Genomic DNA, 14,161 nt, shown 5'->3' on the forward strand with positions numbered 1-14,161 from the left:
TTTGCCATTTCGGCCCTTGCATTTCCCCCTGTGATCCTTCAAAAGCCCCCTCACGGAGAGGTGGCCGAGTGGTCGAAGGCGCACGCCTGGAAAGTGTGTAGGCGGGAAACCGTCTCCAGGGTTCGAATCCCTGTCTCTCCGCCATAACCCACATTGTCAAAGAACATCAGTTGCTTCAGGCATGGCTTAGCAGGCAAAGAAAATCGCGTTGCGGCGGCTGTTCTTGCAACAGGGGCAGGCCGGTCAGCGGACAGATGCCGGCGGATTGAATAGACTCTTCAACGTTATTTACTTTTCCGCACGGCTGCGATGACCTTCCGCATAGGCCGTCTGATTCGAAAGACCTGCCCGGCATTCCGGCCGCATTGAGAAACAAACTTTGCAAACGGCAAGGATTGAAATCAATTCCACGCCATTTCCCTTAGGGCAGCTTGCTGAGGGAGCGGAAAACCGGTGGTGCGGCCGTATTTTACCCTTGTTTCGGATTTGGCAACAATTCCACTCCCTCAAAGAACGAGTGCGGGAAATTTGTGCTGGAAGTGTAAGTTTGGCCCTCGGATTGTATCCGGTTTCCGAGACAATCATCATAATCCGGCACTGGCTTACGCCGTCTCAATTGCCCCCGAATGACGGAATGGGGGGAATTTTAGGCAATTTTTTGGCTTTGTGGCCGGAGGTACCTAACGTATGCATGTTCTAGCCCATTGGGGGGGCGAGTTCTGCGAGCTGCTGGACTGTGGTGGACTGCTAAAATTTAGCTTAAGTCCCTGGGCTGCTGATGCCTGCATACCACTGATCTAAGAGCTTTTGCTTATCGGCTGTGCGCTGTTCCGGCGTGCACTCCAGAGCGTTTGCGCGTTCTGGCCCTCTCTCCGCTTGGGCTGGTGTTTTGACTGCGAAGTTCCGCATGGCTGTGCGGCTGTCCGGCTGGCCCGAACGGTGGGTTTGGGGCCAGACCGGTGAGGAGAGAGTGATGGCGAAGAGTACCGATATGCCGAATGCGGCCTTGAACGGAATTGTTGAGGGCACCTCGGGGGATGACCTGATCAACGCGGCTTACACCGGCGATCCGGAAGGCGACATGGTTGATAACGCCGATGCCACCGGCCCGGCGGCGGGGCCGGATGATGATGTCATCATCGCAGGCAGCGGCAATGACAGCATCTATGCCGGCTCCGGCGACGATACTGTCGACGGCGGCAGCGGCGATGATCTGATCCTGGGCGATGGCGTCTCCGGCAGCAATGAACCGGTCAAGATCACCATCTCCTCGACCAGCGCGGCCTTCCAGAACCAGGTCTTTGCCTACACCATCGATCCGTCGACCGGCGAGATCAGCAATCTCGTGATGCTGTCGCATAATGCAAATGCGGATGTCGGCGAGACCTTTAGTTACGATGCGCCCGAAGGTGCCTTTGTCGGCGTCGGCATCGTCAGCCCGCATGGCACCTATTACTCGTCCGGCTATGGCGCCAACGTCGGCCTGAACACCGACGGGCTGGACCACACCAAAGGGATCTTTGAATTCCCGGACGGCTCGGTTCAGCTGGGGTTCGAAGATACGCGCAACCTTGGCGACAATGATTTCAATGACGTGAAGCTGGTCATTGACCTGGGCAGCTCGGGCACAACGCTCGACAATGCGCATTTCGACTACTCATCGGATCCTTCTGATCCGGTTGTGCCGGGCGACGACAGCCTGACCGGCGGCGAAGGCGACGACACCATTCTTGGCGGCGGCGGCGACGACACCATTGACGGCGGCGACGGCTCCGACTCGGTTGAGGGCGGCGACGGCGATGATGTCATCGACACCTCCAAGGACAGCGGCATCCCGCTGCCGGACCGCGGCTTTCCGGGCTACACCGGCACCGACCCCGACATTCCCTTTATCCCTGCGGATGCGGATCCGTTCGACGATCGCGATACTGTTCTGGGCGGCGCCGGCAATGACACCATCTCTACCGGAGATGACGCCGACCTGATCGACGGCGGCTCGGGCATGGATGTGATTGACGGCGGCATCGACGATGACACCATCGACGGCGGCTCTCAGGCAGACGTTCTGACCGGCGGCGAAGGCTCCGACATCCTGCTGGGCGGCGGCGGCAGCGACACCATCTATGGCGGCCTGAACCCGGGATTCCCGGATGGGCTGAACATTACAGATGACGGCAGCGATGGCCGCCCGGCGGATCCGGACCCGACCAACGGCATGGACACCATTGACGGTGGATCGGGCAACGACCTGATCTTTGGCCAGGACGATGACGACGACATTTCCGGCGGCTCGGGCCACGACACCATCGATGCCGGTATTGATGACGATATCGTCCGAGGCGGGGCAGGCAATGACCTGATCACCGGCGGCCAGGGCGCCGATACCCTGTCCGGCGGCGCCGGGCGCGATACCTTCCTGGGCGGCAATGTCGGCGACGAAGTTGACGGCGGCTCGGGCGGCGACGATTTCGACACCCTGGACCTGACCGGCAGCGGCCCGTTTGAACTTAGCGGTGTCACCGTAGACGCGGATGGCAACAGCATCTCGGGAACCGTCAACTTCCTTGATGGCGACGGGGCTGTGACCGGCTCCATGACGTTTGGAGAGATTGAGCAGATCATTCCCTGCTTCACGCCCGGCACGCTGATCGCCACGCCGCTGGGGGAACGCCGGGTCGAAGATTTGAAGGCCGGCGACCGGGTGATCACCCGCGACAACGGCATTCAGGAAATCCGCTGGATCGGTACCCGCACGCTGCAGGGCCGGGAGCTGAACAGCGCCGCGCATTTGCAACCGGTACTGATCCGCCAGGGCGCCCTGGGCAATGGCCTGCCGGAGCGCGACATGATGGTCAGCCCCAATCACCGGGTGCTGGTCGCCAACGACAAGACGGCGCTGTATTTCGAGGACCGCGAGGTTCTGGTGGCGGCCAAGCATCTGACCGGGCTTACGGGGGTCGACACGGTAGAGACCACCGAGGTGACCTATATCCATTTCATGTTCGATCAGCATGAGGTTGTGCTGTCCGATGGCGCCTGGACCGAGAGCTTTCAGCCCGGCGATCAGTCCCTGCGCGGGCTGGACAACGCGCAGCGCAACGAATTGTTCGAGCTGTTCCCGGACCTTAAGTCGGAGAAGGGCCGGGCGGCTTATTCCGCGGCACGCCGGTCGTTGCGGAAACACGAGGCGCATCTGCTCGTGCATTGAGAGATGCTGCTGCTGTTTTGGGGGAAACGGCAGAGAAGAGCAAAGCGCAGGAAGGCAGGGTCTTGTGCCCTGCCTTCTCTGCATTTGCGGGGGTGTCAGCGGTGCAGGCGCCAAGCGGCCCAGTCTTCGGGCGTGTCCAGATCGGTCAGCGCATGGTTCTTTGGCAGCGGCACCATCTGCACCGGTTCGGATGTCAGGAGGCTGCGGGCGCCCTGATCCCCGTTAAGGGTTTTCAGCGCAGCAAAGCAGCGGCGCGGAAATAGCACCGGGTGGCCCTGGATGCCGTCCTCGGAAGCGGCGCGCAGGACGGGGCTGTCCGCACCGTGAAAATGCGCAGCCAGATGCAGCATGTCCTGCGTTTCAACCTCCGGCATGTCGGCGGGCAGGATCATCACGGCCTTAGTCTGTTCAGGCAGTGCTGCGATTCCGCGGCGGATCGAGGCGGCCATGCCCTCAGCCGCGTCGGGAACCGGGACCGGGATCGCGCTGCCGGTTGAGGCCGCACGGGGATGGGTTTCGCTGGGCAAGGTCACATAGACCGGCAGCCCGGTCAGCGCGGCACGGCGGCACATCAGGGCAAGCAGAGGCTGGCCGTCCACATCCTCCATCAGCTTGTCCCGGCCTTGCATCCGTGACGAGGCGCCGGCGGCGAGCAGGAGAATGGTGATGGCGGTCATGCAACCCGGTCCTTGGTTCTTGGCCGCAATGGCGGATGCCTCCGGCGGGAGTATTTTTGCAAAGAAGAAGGGCGGGGGCCAGTGAAAGCCGCATAGGTCAGCAGGGTTGACCTAATGTTTCGTGCGCGAAACATTCGGGTGCGGCCATTGACCTATGTGTTGCGCGGGTTTCGCGGCGTCAGCGTGCGCTGCTGTGGCAACAGGGCGGATTCAGGTCAGGCGGGCTGACCTGAATCCGGTGCTTTTGGGCCTCAGCCGCGCATCCGGGCGCCGTCTGCGTCAAACAGCGGCTGGGTGATCAAGCGGGCCTTGTACATCTTGCCGAGGATTTCGATCTCCACTTCCAGGTTTTCCTTGGCTGTCCCCGTGGGGACAAATCCCAGCGCGATGGATTTCTGCGCGTGGTGCGAATAGCCGCCGGAGGTGCAGAAGCCCACGACTTCGCCGCCGAGCCAGATCGGCTCATAGGCAACCACATCGGCGTCGTCCGCCGCGACCTCAAAAGCGCAGAGCTGGCGGGCGGGGCCTGTGTCGCGCTCGGCTTCGGCTGCCGCGCGACCGATGAAATCAACGGGTTTCTTGAAGGAGATGAAGCGGTCCAGCCCAGTTTCGGCGGCGGTGTAATCGGGTGAGAACTCGCGCAGCCAGGAGCCGAAGAATTTATCCAGGCGCAGCGACATCATCGCCCGCATGCCGAAGGGTTTCATGCCGTGCGGCTGACCTGCGGTCCACAGCGCATCCCAGAGGGCGCGTTGCGAGGGCAGGTCGCAGTAGATTTCATAGCCCAGATCACCGGTGTAGCTGACCCGCTGCACGATGCAATCAGCCATGCCCACGGTCAGGCGGCGCACGTCCATGAAGCGCATGTCAGAGATATCGGTCCGGGTGCAGGCCTGCAGCACCTCGCGCGCTTTGGGGCCTGCGATCTGGAAGCCGTTGCGGGTGTCGGAGATGTTATCAAGGCTGACGTCATCGTCCAGGTTCTGCAGGAACCAGCGCATGTGGTAAGCCTGTGAGCCATACGAGGCGGTGAGCTGGAATTCTTCTTCCGCCCCGGATTTTCCAAGACAGGAGATAGTGAAATCCCCGATCAGGCGGCCTTTGGGGGACAGCATCGGGGTCAGCGACAGGCGGCCCGGTTTCGGCACCCGGCCGGCCATGATGCGGTCGAGCCAGGCGCGGGCACCCGCACCTTTGATCAGGTACTTGCCGAAATTGTGGACCTCGTTGATGCCGACATGTTCCCGGACCGCTTTGACTTCGCGCGCAGTGGCCTCAAACGCGTTGGAGCGGCGGAAGGACGGGGTCTCATAGCGCGGCTCATCGCCTTGGGCGAAGTAGTTAGGGACCTCCATGCCGTATTGCGCGCCCCAGACGGCGCCCATGCCATCAAAGATGTCATACATCGGGGTGGTGCGGAATGGGCGGGCGGCGGGCAGCTCCTCGTTCGGATAGGCGATGGAGAAGCGTTTCTGATAGTTTTCAATGACTTTCGGGCGGGTGTAGCCCGGGGTAATCCAGCCGCCGAAGCGGGCGCAGTCCATCGCAAAAGTGTCGCGCTCGCATTCACCCTCGACCATCCACTGGGCCAGCATCAACCCGACGCCGCCGCCCTGGCTAAAGCCGGCCATCACGGCGCAGGCGGACCAGTAGTTGCGCATTCCGGGCACCGGGCCGACCAGCGGATTGCCGTCAGGGGCAAAGGTGAAGGGGCCGTGGATCACCGATTTCACGCCAGCAGCCTCCAGCGCCGGAAAGCGTTTGTAGGCAAAGGCGATGGAGTCCTCGATCTTGTCGAAGTCGTCCTGCAGCAGCTCATGCCCGAAGTCCCAAGGCGTGCCGTCCACGGCCCAGGGTTTGCAGGGCTGCTCGTAAAAGCCGATGCAGAGGCCGCGGCCCTCCTGGCGCAGATAGCTTTCGCCGGCCGGGTCCATCACATGCGGGTGCTCGCCGCCGCCGTCGATGATTTCGGCGATCATCGGCACCTCGTCGGTGACGATGTACTGGTGCTCCATCGGGTGCAGGGGCATGTAGACGCCGGCCATGGCGCCGACCTCGCGCGCCCAGAGGCCGCCTGCGTTGACCACATGTTCGGCATGGATGGTGCCCTTGTTCGTCACCACATCCCAGGTGCCATCGGGGCGCTGGTTGGTCTCAACCACCTTGCAGTGGGTCTCGATCGTGGCGCCGCCCATGCGGGCAGCCTTGGCATAGGCATGAGTGGTGCCGGAAGGATCCAGATGCCCATCAAGCGGATCATAAAGCCCGCCGATGATGCCATCCACGTTGGTGACGGGCGCGATTTGCTTGATTTCTTCGGGGGAGACGATCTCGGTCTCCAGCCCCATAAAGCGGTGCTTGGCGCGTTCCGCTTTCAGCATGTCGAAGCGTTCCTGGGTTTCGGCCAGGGTGACGCCGCCGACGTGGTGCAACCCGCAGGACATGCCGGTGATGGCTTCTAGCTCTTTATACAGCTTGATGGTGTAGCCCTGAAGCGCCGCCATGTTGGTGTCGCCGTTGAGCGTATGAAAACCGCCTGCCGCATGCCAGGTGGAGCCTGAGGTCAATTCCGAGCGTTCGATCAGCATGACGTCGGACCAGCCGAGCTTGGTCAGGTGATAGAGAACTGAGCAGCCGACGACGCCGCCGCCGATAACTGCCACGCGGGTAGTGGTTTTCATGTGGGCCTCCCTGAATAGGTGTTGCCCGCATTCTGTACAGAAGTGAACAGTAGTCCAGCAGAAAAACGGCACCGTATGCCGCTTACAGGCAGCCAGGCTGGGGTTTCGTTACTCAGAGGTGCGGAAGCGGCTGTTTTGAATGACAAATATTGCGGTCAGCGGTGCCAGGAGGAGGATTGCTCCAACGGTGATCAGCAGCAAGCCCAGCTGGGAATAATCGGCTGGGGTGGTAATAATGCCTGACGAATCTGTGACCTCGCGGGTCACTTCGAAGATTTCGTTCAGGTATTTGGTGCCGAGACTGGAGGCCGACAGCGCCAGATTGGTGAAGGAGGCCATGACCGCAAAGAAGGTGGCTTTCAGCCCCGAGGGCGCGTTGCGGGCGATCCAGGCGAGCATCGGGATCATCGCGACCTGGCCCAGCGGGGATTCCACGGCGGTGTCGACCATGGCGATGAAGCGGGCATCGACCACGCCGCCGGTTATCGCGGCGGTCCAGTGGTGGGCGCCGTAATAAAGCGCGATGTTGGGCAGGCTTAGGACGGCCTCGGTGATCGCTAGAAAGGCGACAATAAAGGCTATCGGGCGGCTGGCCATCATCGGGCGGAAGATCAGCATGCCCGCCAGAGTCAGCAGCGAGGTGATCAGGGCCAGGACTGACAGGAACTGCTGGTCGAACCCCAGCACGTCGATTTCAAACCAGGTGGCGCCGGGACCGCGCAGGGGCGTGGCGCGGTAGACAAAAATGATGATGGCGGTGCCGATCAGGGCGCGGGCCTGGTCCGTTGGCAGCACCGAAACCAGCTGCCGCATCAGGAACAGCACGATGGCCATGGAGCCGGCAAAGACGATTTCCTGCGAATAGGGCACATCGCCCAGTCCCACAGCCAGCGACAGCGCGACAAAGGCGCCGCCGCCGATGAAATACCAGCGGTTGGGGGTGACCGGTTCGCGGGGCAGCTCGATGCGGGTGCGGATCTCAGCCTCGGCCACACCGGCGCGGCGCAGCAGGGCGGCCTTGCGCCATTTTTGCCAGACCGCCAGCGCCACTCCGGAGAGGGAAATCACCGGAATCAGCAGCGCGAGAGTGAAGACAAAACCGTAAAGCGCACCCTTGTCTGCCTGCGGCAGTGCGTCGGCGCCATCGAACAAGGCGACGTTCAGCGCGGCAGCGGCGCTGGAGCCGCCAATCAGCGCGATGCGGCCAAAGGTCTGCATGGTTGTGTGCAGGGATTTGGTTTCAGCCTCGGGCAGGGGGCAGCCGTGGTTATCGGTGTGGGGCACGGCCTCGACCGACATGGCGTCGGCCACCACATCCTGCAGCACATATCCGCAAGGGGCCAGCAGCGCGGCGGTGACATACCAGGCGCCCAGCGGCATCACGGTGCCCATCATCGCAGGTTCCAGCACGATAGCAGCAAGGATGCCATAGCTGCCGGCCATCAGCCCGGCCCCCAGCAGGATCAGCAGGTATTTCCAGCGCCAGATCAGATCCACCAGATGCCCCAGCGGCATCTTCAGGGCCCAGGGCAGGCCGACCCAAAATGCCAATCCCGCCAGAAAAGCGGCGGAAAAGTCCAGGTATTCCTTGACGAAAAACGACGCGGTGACGGTGGTGATGCCCTGCGCGCCATAGGCGGAATAGATCAGCAGCGGCGGCAGGAAGGACCAGCGCAGCTGGCGGAACAGGTCCAGGATGATGCTGTCGAACCAGCCCCAGGCCAGCACCGCCGCACGGGTCATGCGTGGATCCCGGTCACGATAAGGGCCGGATCTTGAGGCCGGTCACCCGGTTGCCTTCGCGCTCGGTCACTTCAAAGCGGAATCCATGGAAGGAGAACACCTGGCCTGTGGTCGGAATCATCTGCGCCTCGTGGATGACGAGGCCGGCAATGGTATTGGCCTCCTCATCGGGCAGGTTCCAGTCGGTGGCGCGGTTCAGGTCGCGGATGGTGGTGACGCCATCGACCAGATAAGATCCATCTGTGGTTTTCTTGACGATGCTTTCCTCGTCGGGGTCGAATTCGTCGGTAATTTCGCCGACGATTTCTTCCAGAATATCCTCCAGCGTGATCAGCCCCTGCAGCGCGCCGTATTCATCCACCACCAGCGCAAAATGCGAGCGCATCCGCAGGAATTGGCGCATCTGCTCGTCCAGCGTGGTGGTTTCGGGCACAAAATACGGGGCCTTGGCGACCCCGGAGATGTCAAAGAACTTGAGCTTGCCTGCATCGCCGTCCGCACCGCCGGCTTGTTCATACATCGCCCGGAACAGGTCCTTGGCGTGAACCACGCCGATGATGTTTTCCTGCTCGCCGCGAAACACCGGCAGCCGGGTGTGGGGGCTTTGCAGGCATTGCTCCAGGATAGTGTCCGGCTCGGCGTTGGCGTCGATCATCTCGATATGGGAGCGGTGCAGCATGATTTCTTCGACAAAGCGGTCGGAAAGATCCAGCGCGCCCAGAATGCGGTCGCGGTCCTCTTTTTCGACCACACCTTCGGAATGGCCCAGATGCAGCGCGCCCGCAATTTCCTCGCGCACCGCCATGATGTGGCTGTCGGGATCGATCCGCACGCCGAAGACAAGCAAGACACCGCGCACCAGCAGCCGGACCAACCCCACCACCGGCGCCAGCAGGGTGACAAGCACGCCAATCACTGGCGCTACGGCCGCGGCGGCTTTTTCGGCGTTGGAAATGGCATAAGTCTTGGGCAGCACCTCGGCAAAGACCAGCACCAGCACGGTCATCACCAGGGTCGCTAGGGCGACGCCGCTTTCGCCAAACGCCCGGGTAAACAGGGCGGTCGCCAGCGACGTGCCCAGAATGTTGACAAGGTTATTGCCCAGCAGGACAGAGCCGATCAGCTTTTCGCTGTCCTCGGTCACGCTGAGCGCCCTTTGCGCCCCATGCGAGCCTTTATCGGCCTGGCTGCGCAGTTTCCCGCGCGAGGCAGCTGTCAGCGCAGTTTCCGAGCCGGAGAAGAAACCGGACAGGACAAGCAGCAGCACGATGGCCCCGGCAGTGGTCCAGAAGGCGCTGTCGAGTACGGTGGAGGCAGTGTCCATGAGAGGTCCAGAGATCCGGTCAGTTGAAGGTTCGCTGCATTTATGGGGGTTTGCCGCAGGCGCTTCAAGTTCTAGCGGCGCGTCAGCGCGTATCCTTGGCCAGCGGGTGATGCTCCAGCACCAGTTCCTGCAGGCGGGCGTCCAGCACATGGGTGTAAATTTCGGTGGTAGCGATGTCGGCGTGGCCGAGCAGCGCCTGGATTGCGCGCAGGTCGGCGCCATTGGCCAACAGATGCGTGGCAAAGGCGTGCCGCAGCGTGTGCGGCGTAACCTTGTCCGGAGACACGCCGCCGGTGACCGCCAGTTCCTTGATCAGCAGGTAAAAGCGGTGCCGGGTCAGGTGGCCGGACTTGCCGCGGGAGGGGAACAGGAAACGCGAGGCGGGCTTGCCCTTTGCTACATGCGCTGCCTCGGTATCGTCGCGGGTAGCCAGCCAGACGGCCAGCGCGTCGCGTGCGGGCGGCGACAGCGGCACCATGCGCTCCTTGCCGCCCTTGCCCGTGATCAGCAGCATCCGCGGGTCGCCGCGGGCGGCGGAAACCGGCAGCGAGACCAGCTCGGTGACCCGCATTCCGGTGGCATAGAGCAGCTCCATCAAACAGGTGTTGCGCAGCCGGTCTGCGGTGCTGCGGCCGGTTTGGCGCGCGGCGTCCAGCAGCCGGTCGACTTCGATGACCTCCAGTGTTTTGGGCAGGCGCTTTTCGCGTCCAGGGCCGCGGATCTGGATTGCCGGATTGTCTTCGCGCCAGCCTTCCTCGAACGCAAAGCGGTAGATCTGCTTGGCCGCCGACAGCCTGCGCGCCCGGGTGGACCGCGCCAGTCCTTGCGCGTCGCAGTTGATCAGATAGGCCTCGATGTCGTCCTGGCGGGCTGTCAGGAAACCCAGGGTGCGGTGTTCCAGCCAGGCGGTCAGGTCCTTAAGGTCGCGGCCATAGGCAAGAAGCGTGTTCTGCGAGGCGCCCGCTTCGGCCGCCTGGGCGTCGAGGAAGGTTGAGATCCATTGGAAATTGTCCCGGGGGGGCGCCATATCACTGATGCTCCAGCAGCATCAGCTGCAGGGCGGCGCGGCGGGCCGTGTCCTCCAGCCCGACAGCGCGGAACGCGGCCAGCGCCGCGGTCAGGTCGCCCAGATTGCCGTCGGCGCCTTGGGCAAACAGCACCATGCTGCGCAGGATTGCTTCGCCCAGCTGGCCGTTGTTCAGTATTTGCCGGATCGCGGGCGGCACCGGGGCGGTTGTGTCAAACCCCAATGCTATGGCTTTAGCCATCGGCGACGGGGCGGCAGCGTCACCAGGCCGGCCCTGGGCCAGGGCTGCCAGGAACGGGTCATTTGCGCCGGCGGCCTGGGCATCATGCGCGGCCAATTCATAAGACGGCGACAACAGGCGGATGCGCCAGGCCAGCGCGGCGGTCCGGCCGCTCAGGCCTGCCCGCGCCAGCGGCTCGCCAAAGAGGTCGGCAAACACGGTTTCAGTGCCCGCCTGTTGCATCGCATCCCAGGCGCGGGGCAGCGAGCGGGCAATGGCGTCTGCGTTGCCGGAGCCAAGGTCGCTTTCCAGCTGCTGAACCGCTGCAACCCGGTCCCAGATCCCGCCGGAAGCGGCGGGTTTACGGGCGCTGAACAGGCCAAGATACTGATTGGGATTGAGCGCCCCGGCACGGGCCAGCCGCTCTGCCGCCTCCAGCTGCGCCTTCCAGCCGGCAATGTCGCGCAGATCGGCCGCGGCAAAGGCCGGCGGCAAGGGTGCGGTGGGCATCGCCTCGCCAATGGTCTCGAACAGGCGGAAGGTCAACGGATCCGGATCCGCCGGGCGGCGCAGCGGCGGTGCCTGCTCAAACAGATCGGGGTTCAAAAAACGGTCAAGAAGCTGCATCTGGTTTTCGGGCAGCAGCTCCAGCGCGTGGGCAGTTTCCATCATCAGTGCTGCCGTGGGCCAGTCGCTGCGCCGCGCCGCGCAAAAGATCCTGGCCGCGTAGCTGTCTGACAGATGCGGCGAGGCGGTGAGGGCGGCGCAGGAAGCGTCCTCGCTGCCGGTCAAAAGGGTGGCGTCAAACCAGCGCGTGAAACGGTCCTTGCTGTCCGTGGGGCCTGCATGTTCAACCAGAGCCTGGGAGGGATCCGTGGCCCCCAGCGCCAGCAGCCGGTCCAGCCGGGCCAGCAGAATCCGGTCGCCTGCCGCGGACGGCGGCCGGGATTCCGACAGCAGCAGGGTAAACAGCAGCGCCTGCATCGCCGGGCTGCCGCGCACCGGAACGGTTTCAATCAGATGGGTCACATCATCGGCAGCGCTGCCGCGCCACAGATCGGCCGGCAGGCCGGTTGCCGAAGCCGGAACCAGCCCGATGGGCGGCACCAGTGTTTCCAAAGGTGTGACCGAAACGGACGGAAATGCAGCCGTGCCTGCCACTGGCGGCTCCAGCAGCACAGTGCCGGGCAGCCCGTTGCGCGGCTGCGGCTGGTTCAGCCAGTCAATCGCCGCCAGGGGTTCATTTGCAAGCGCACTGCCCGCCATCACCACCCCGGCGGCAGCCGCCCTAATCCGCATTCAGCACCACTGGTTTGCGCACCTCGGTGCTGGGCGCGCGGAAATCCGCACCGAACCAAGGCCCTACATAGGCATAGCCCACCAGCCCGATAGCCGCCAGAACCGCCAAATAGACCAGATACTTAATCAATCGCCCCATGGTATATCCAAAGCCTGTTTCCTGCTCTTTTGCCCAAGTTATATATTCCCTTTTCCGCAAGATCACGTCATTCACTGAAGAATGAGCGAAAAAGAGCAAAGCAGCGGCCAGAAGGCAGCAGGCCCGGTGCCGGGGAAGTTGAAGAAGACCATCGTGATGGTGGGCATGATGGGCGCCGGCAAGACCGCCGTGGGGCGGGCGCTGGCGGCCCGGCTGGATGTGCCTTTCCTGGACAGCGACCATGAAATCGAGGCCGCTGCCAACATGACCATCCCCGAGATATTTGCCCGCGACGGCGAGCCGTTCTTCCGCCAAAAGGAACGGCAGGTGATCGCGCGCCTGCTGGAGGAGGAACGCGGTGTCCTGTCGACGGGCGGCGGTGCGTTTCTGGCGGAAGAAAACCGCAATGTGATAACCGCCAAAGGGGTCTCGGTCTGGCTGCAGGCCGATCTGGAGGTTCTGTGGAACCGGGTGCGCCACCGCGACACCCGGCCGCTGCTGCGCACAGCCGACCCGCGTGCGACCCTTAGCGGCCTGTACCGCGACCGGGTGCCGCTTTATGCCAAGGCGGATCTGACCGTTGTCTCAGATGGCCAGGCGGCAATTGAAACCATGGTTGACCGGGTGCTGGAAGCCTTGCAGGCACGCCCCGATGTATTGGAGTGGACATGATGGAACGCAGGGTTCACGTGCCTCTGGACGGGCGGGCCTATGATGTTGTGATCGGCCCCGGCCTGCTGGCGCAGGCGGGGGAGCGGATCAAACCGTTGCTGAAGCGGCCGCAGGTGGCGGTGCTGACAGACGAAACCGTGGCGGAAAGGCACCTGGAGGGATTGCGCGCCGGGCTGGCAGCCGCGGGCGTTGAGATGACCGCGCTGGCGCTGCCGCCGGGCGAGGCGACCAAGGGCTGGCCGCAGTTCACCCGCGCGGTGGAATGGCTGCTGGACCAGAAGGTGGAGCGGGGCGACGTGGTTGTGGCCTTCGGCGGCGGTGTGATCGGCGACCTGGCTGGGTTTGCCGCTGCGGTGCTGCGCCGGGGCGTGCGGTTTGTGCAGATCCCGACCTCGCTCTTGGCGCAGGTCGACAGCTCGGTCGGCGGCAAGACCGGCATCAATGCGCCCCAGGGCAAAAACCTGATCGGAGCCTTTCACCAGCCCTCGCTGGTGCTGGCCGATACTTCGGTTCTGGAGACCCTGACGCCGCGCGATTTCCTGTCTGGTTACGGCGAGGTGGTGAAATACGGGCTGCTCGGTGACGCCGGATTTTTTGCCTGGCTCGAAGAACACGGTCCCGCTCTGGCCAAGGGCGACGTCGCAGCGCGGGTTGAGGCCGTGGCGCGCTCGGTGCAGATGAAGGCTGATATAGTCGTGCGCGACGAAACCGAGCAGGGCGACCGGGCGCTGCTGAACCTGGGCCATACATTCTGCCACGCGCTGGAGGCGGCCACCGGGTATTCCGACCGGCTGCTGCATGGCGAGGGCGTGGCCATCGGCTGCGCCCTGGCGTTTGAGCTGTCGGCCAAGCTGGGGCTGTGCTCCCAGGAGGATCCCAGCCGGGTGCGGGCACATCTGAAGGCGATGGGCATGAAGACCGATCTGGCCGACATTCCGGGCGATCTGCCAGGGGCAGAGGTGCTGCTGGATCTGATGGGGCAAGACAAAAAAGTTGTTGCCGGTCAGCTGCGGTTTATCCTCGCCCGTGGCATCGGCGAGGCGTTTGTAACGGGAGACGTCCCGCCTGAAACGGTGCTGGAGGTGCTGCGCGGCGCCGGGGCCTGAGACCGGAAAACAATACCGCAAAGCGATAAGGGCAGCCGCAGAGGCTGCCCAATTTATTAACATCC

The 14,161-nt window shown here is 63.3% G+C and carries 10 protein-coding genes and 1 tRNA gene; 4 read left to right on the forward strand and 7 right to left on the reverse strand.

Features of this window, described 5'->3' with window-relative positions; genetic code table 11:
* Window positions 1–54: 54 nt before the first annotated feature.
* Window positions 55–144, forward strand: a tRNA-Ser gene (locus K3724_RS08325).
* Window positions 145–973: 829 nt separating this feature from the next.
* Complete coding sequence (locus K3724_RS08330; RefSeq protein WP_259991747.1) at window positions 974–3,208, forward strand: Hint domain-containing protein; 2,235 nt, start codon at window positions 974–976, stop codon at window positions 3,206–3,208.
* A 95-nt stretch (window positions 3,209–3,303) separates the two neighbouring features.
* On the opposite strand, the gene K3724_RS08335 is transcribed toward K3724_RS08330, so the two are convergent.
* The 7 genes from K3724_RS08335 to K3724_RS08365 all read right to left on the reverse strand — a co-directional run bounded on the left by K3724_RS08335 (window position 3,304) and on the right by K3724_RS08365 (window position 12,318).
* Window positions 3,304–3,885, reverse strand: coding sequence for an NTP transferase domain-containing protein (locus K3724_RS08335; RefSeq protein WP_259991749.1), 582 nt, complete (start codon window positions 3,883–3,885; stop codon window positions 3,304–3,306).
* A gap of 251 nt (window positions 3,886–4,136) precedes the next feature.
* Window positions 4,137–6,566, reverse strand: coding sequence for an FAD-dependent oxidoreductase (locus tag K3724_RS08340; RefSeq protein WP_259991751.1), 2,430 nt, complete (start codon window positions 6,564–6,566; stop codon window positions 4,137–4,139).
* Window positions 6,567–6,674: 108 nt separating this feature from the next.
* Window positions 6,675–8,309, reverse strand: a complete 1,635-nt coding sequence (locus K3724_RS08345) for a hypothetical protein (RefSeq protein WP_259991753.1) — start codon at window positions 8,307–8,309, stop codon at window positions 6,675–6,677.
* A gap of 13 nt (window positions 8,310–8,322) precedes the next feature.
* Window positions 8,323–9,633 carry an HlyC/CorC family transporter gene (locus K3724_RS08350; protein WP_259991755.1) on the reverse strand — a complete coding sequence of 437 codons (1,311 nt, stop codon included), beginning with the start codon at window positions 9,631–9,633 and terminating at the stop codon, window positions 8,323–8,325.
* Between the two features lie 82 nt (window positions 9,634–9,715).
* Window positions 9,716–10,660: a site-specific tyrosine recombinase XerD gene (locus K3724_RS08355; protein WP_259991757.1), complete on the reverse strand. Its 945-nt coding sequence runs from the start codon at window positions 10,658–10,660 to the stop codon at window positions 9,716–9,718.
* Between the two features lies 1 nt (window position 10,661).
* Entirely contained in the window at window positions 10,662–12,179 is a 1,518-nt protein-coding gene (locus K3724_RS08360; protein ID WP_259991759.1) for a hypothetical protein, read from the reverse strand.
* Window positions 12,169–12,318 carry a hypothetical protein gene (locus K3724_RS08365; protein WP_169730813.1) on the reverse strand — a complete coding sequence of 50 codons (150 nt, stop codon included), beginning with the start codon at window positions 12,316–12,318 and terminating at the stop codon, window positions 12,169–12,171. The genes K3724_RS08360 and K3724_RS08365 overlap by 11 nt, the downstream gene beginning before the upstream one ends.
* Before the next feature lie 81 nt (window positions 12,319–12,399).
* Between K3724_RS08365 and K3724_RS08370 the strand changes: the two genes are divergently transcribed.
* Both K3724_RS08370 and aroB read left to right on the forward strand, forming a co-directional pair.
* A complete protein-coding gene (locus K3724_RS08370; RefSeq protein ID WP_259991762.1) occupies window positions 12,400–12,990 on the forward strand; it encodes a shikimate kinase in 591 nt (196 codons plus the stop codon).
* Window positions 12,990–14,096, forward strand: coding sequence for a 3-dehydroquinate synthase (gene aroB, locus K3724_RS08375; RefSeq protein WP_259992597.1), 1,107 nt, complete (start codon window positions 12,990–12,992; stop codon window positions 14,094–14,096). The genes K3724_RS08370 and aroB overlap by 1 nt, the downstream gene beginning before the upstream one ends.
* Window positions 14,097–14,161 lie beyond the last annotated feature (65 nt).

The organism is Leisingera sp. M658, from assembly GCF_025144145.1.
Taxonomy (GTDB): Bacteria; Pseudomonadota; Alphaproteobacteria; order Rhodobacterales; family Rhodobacteraceae; genus Leisingera.

Excerpts from the sequence above, each read along its gene's own strand:
- aroB (WP_259992597.1), top strand. The coding sequence starts at position 12,990 with ATGGAACGCAGGGTTCACGTGCCTCTGGACGGGCGGGCCTATGATGTT.
- K3724_RS08345 (WP_259991753.1), bottom strand. The coding sequence starts at position 8,309 with ATGACCCGTGCGGCGGTGCTGGCCTGGGGCTGGTTCGACAGCATCATC.
- K3724_RS08340 (WP_259991751.1), bottom strand. The coding sequence starts at position 6,566 with ATGAAAACCACTACCCGCGTGGCAGTTATCGGCGGCGGCGTCGTCGGC.
- K3724_RS08335 (WP_259991749.1), bottom strand. The coding sequence starts at position 3,885 with ATGACCGCCATCACCATTCTCCTGCTCGCCGCCGGCGCCTCGTCACGG.
- K3724_RS08330 (WP_259991747.1), top strand. The coding sequence starts at position 974 with ATGGCGAAGAGTACCGATATGCCGAATGCGGCCTTGAACGGAATTGTT.
- K3724_RS08360 (WP_259991759.1), bottom strand. The coding sequence starts at position 12,179 with ATGCGGATTAGGGCGGCTGCCGCCGGGGTGGTGATGGCGGGCAGTGCG.
- K3724_RS08355 (WP_259991757.1), bottom strand. The coding sequence starts at position 10,660 with ATGGCGCCCCCCCGGGACAATTTCCAATGGATCTCAACCTTCCTCGAC.
- K3724_RS08365 (WP_169730813.1), bottom strand. The coding sequence starts at position 12,318 with ATGGGGCGATTGATTAAGTATCTGGTCTATTTGGCGGTTCTGGCGGCT.
- K3724_RS08370 (WP_259991762.1), top strand. The coding sequence starts at position 12,400 with ATGAGCGAAAAAGAGCAAAGCAGCGGCCAGAAGGCAGCAGGCCCGGTG.
- K3724_RS08350 (WP_259991755.1), bottom strand. The coding sequence starts at position 9,633 with ATGGACACTGCCTCCACCGTACTCGACAGCGCCTTCTGGACCACTGCC.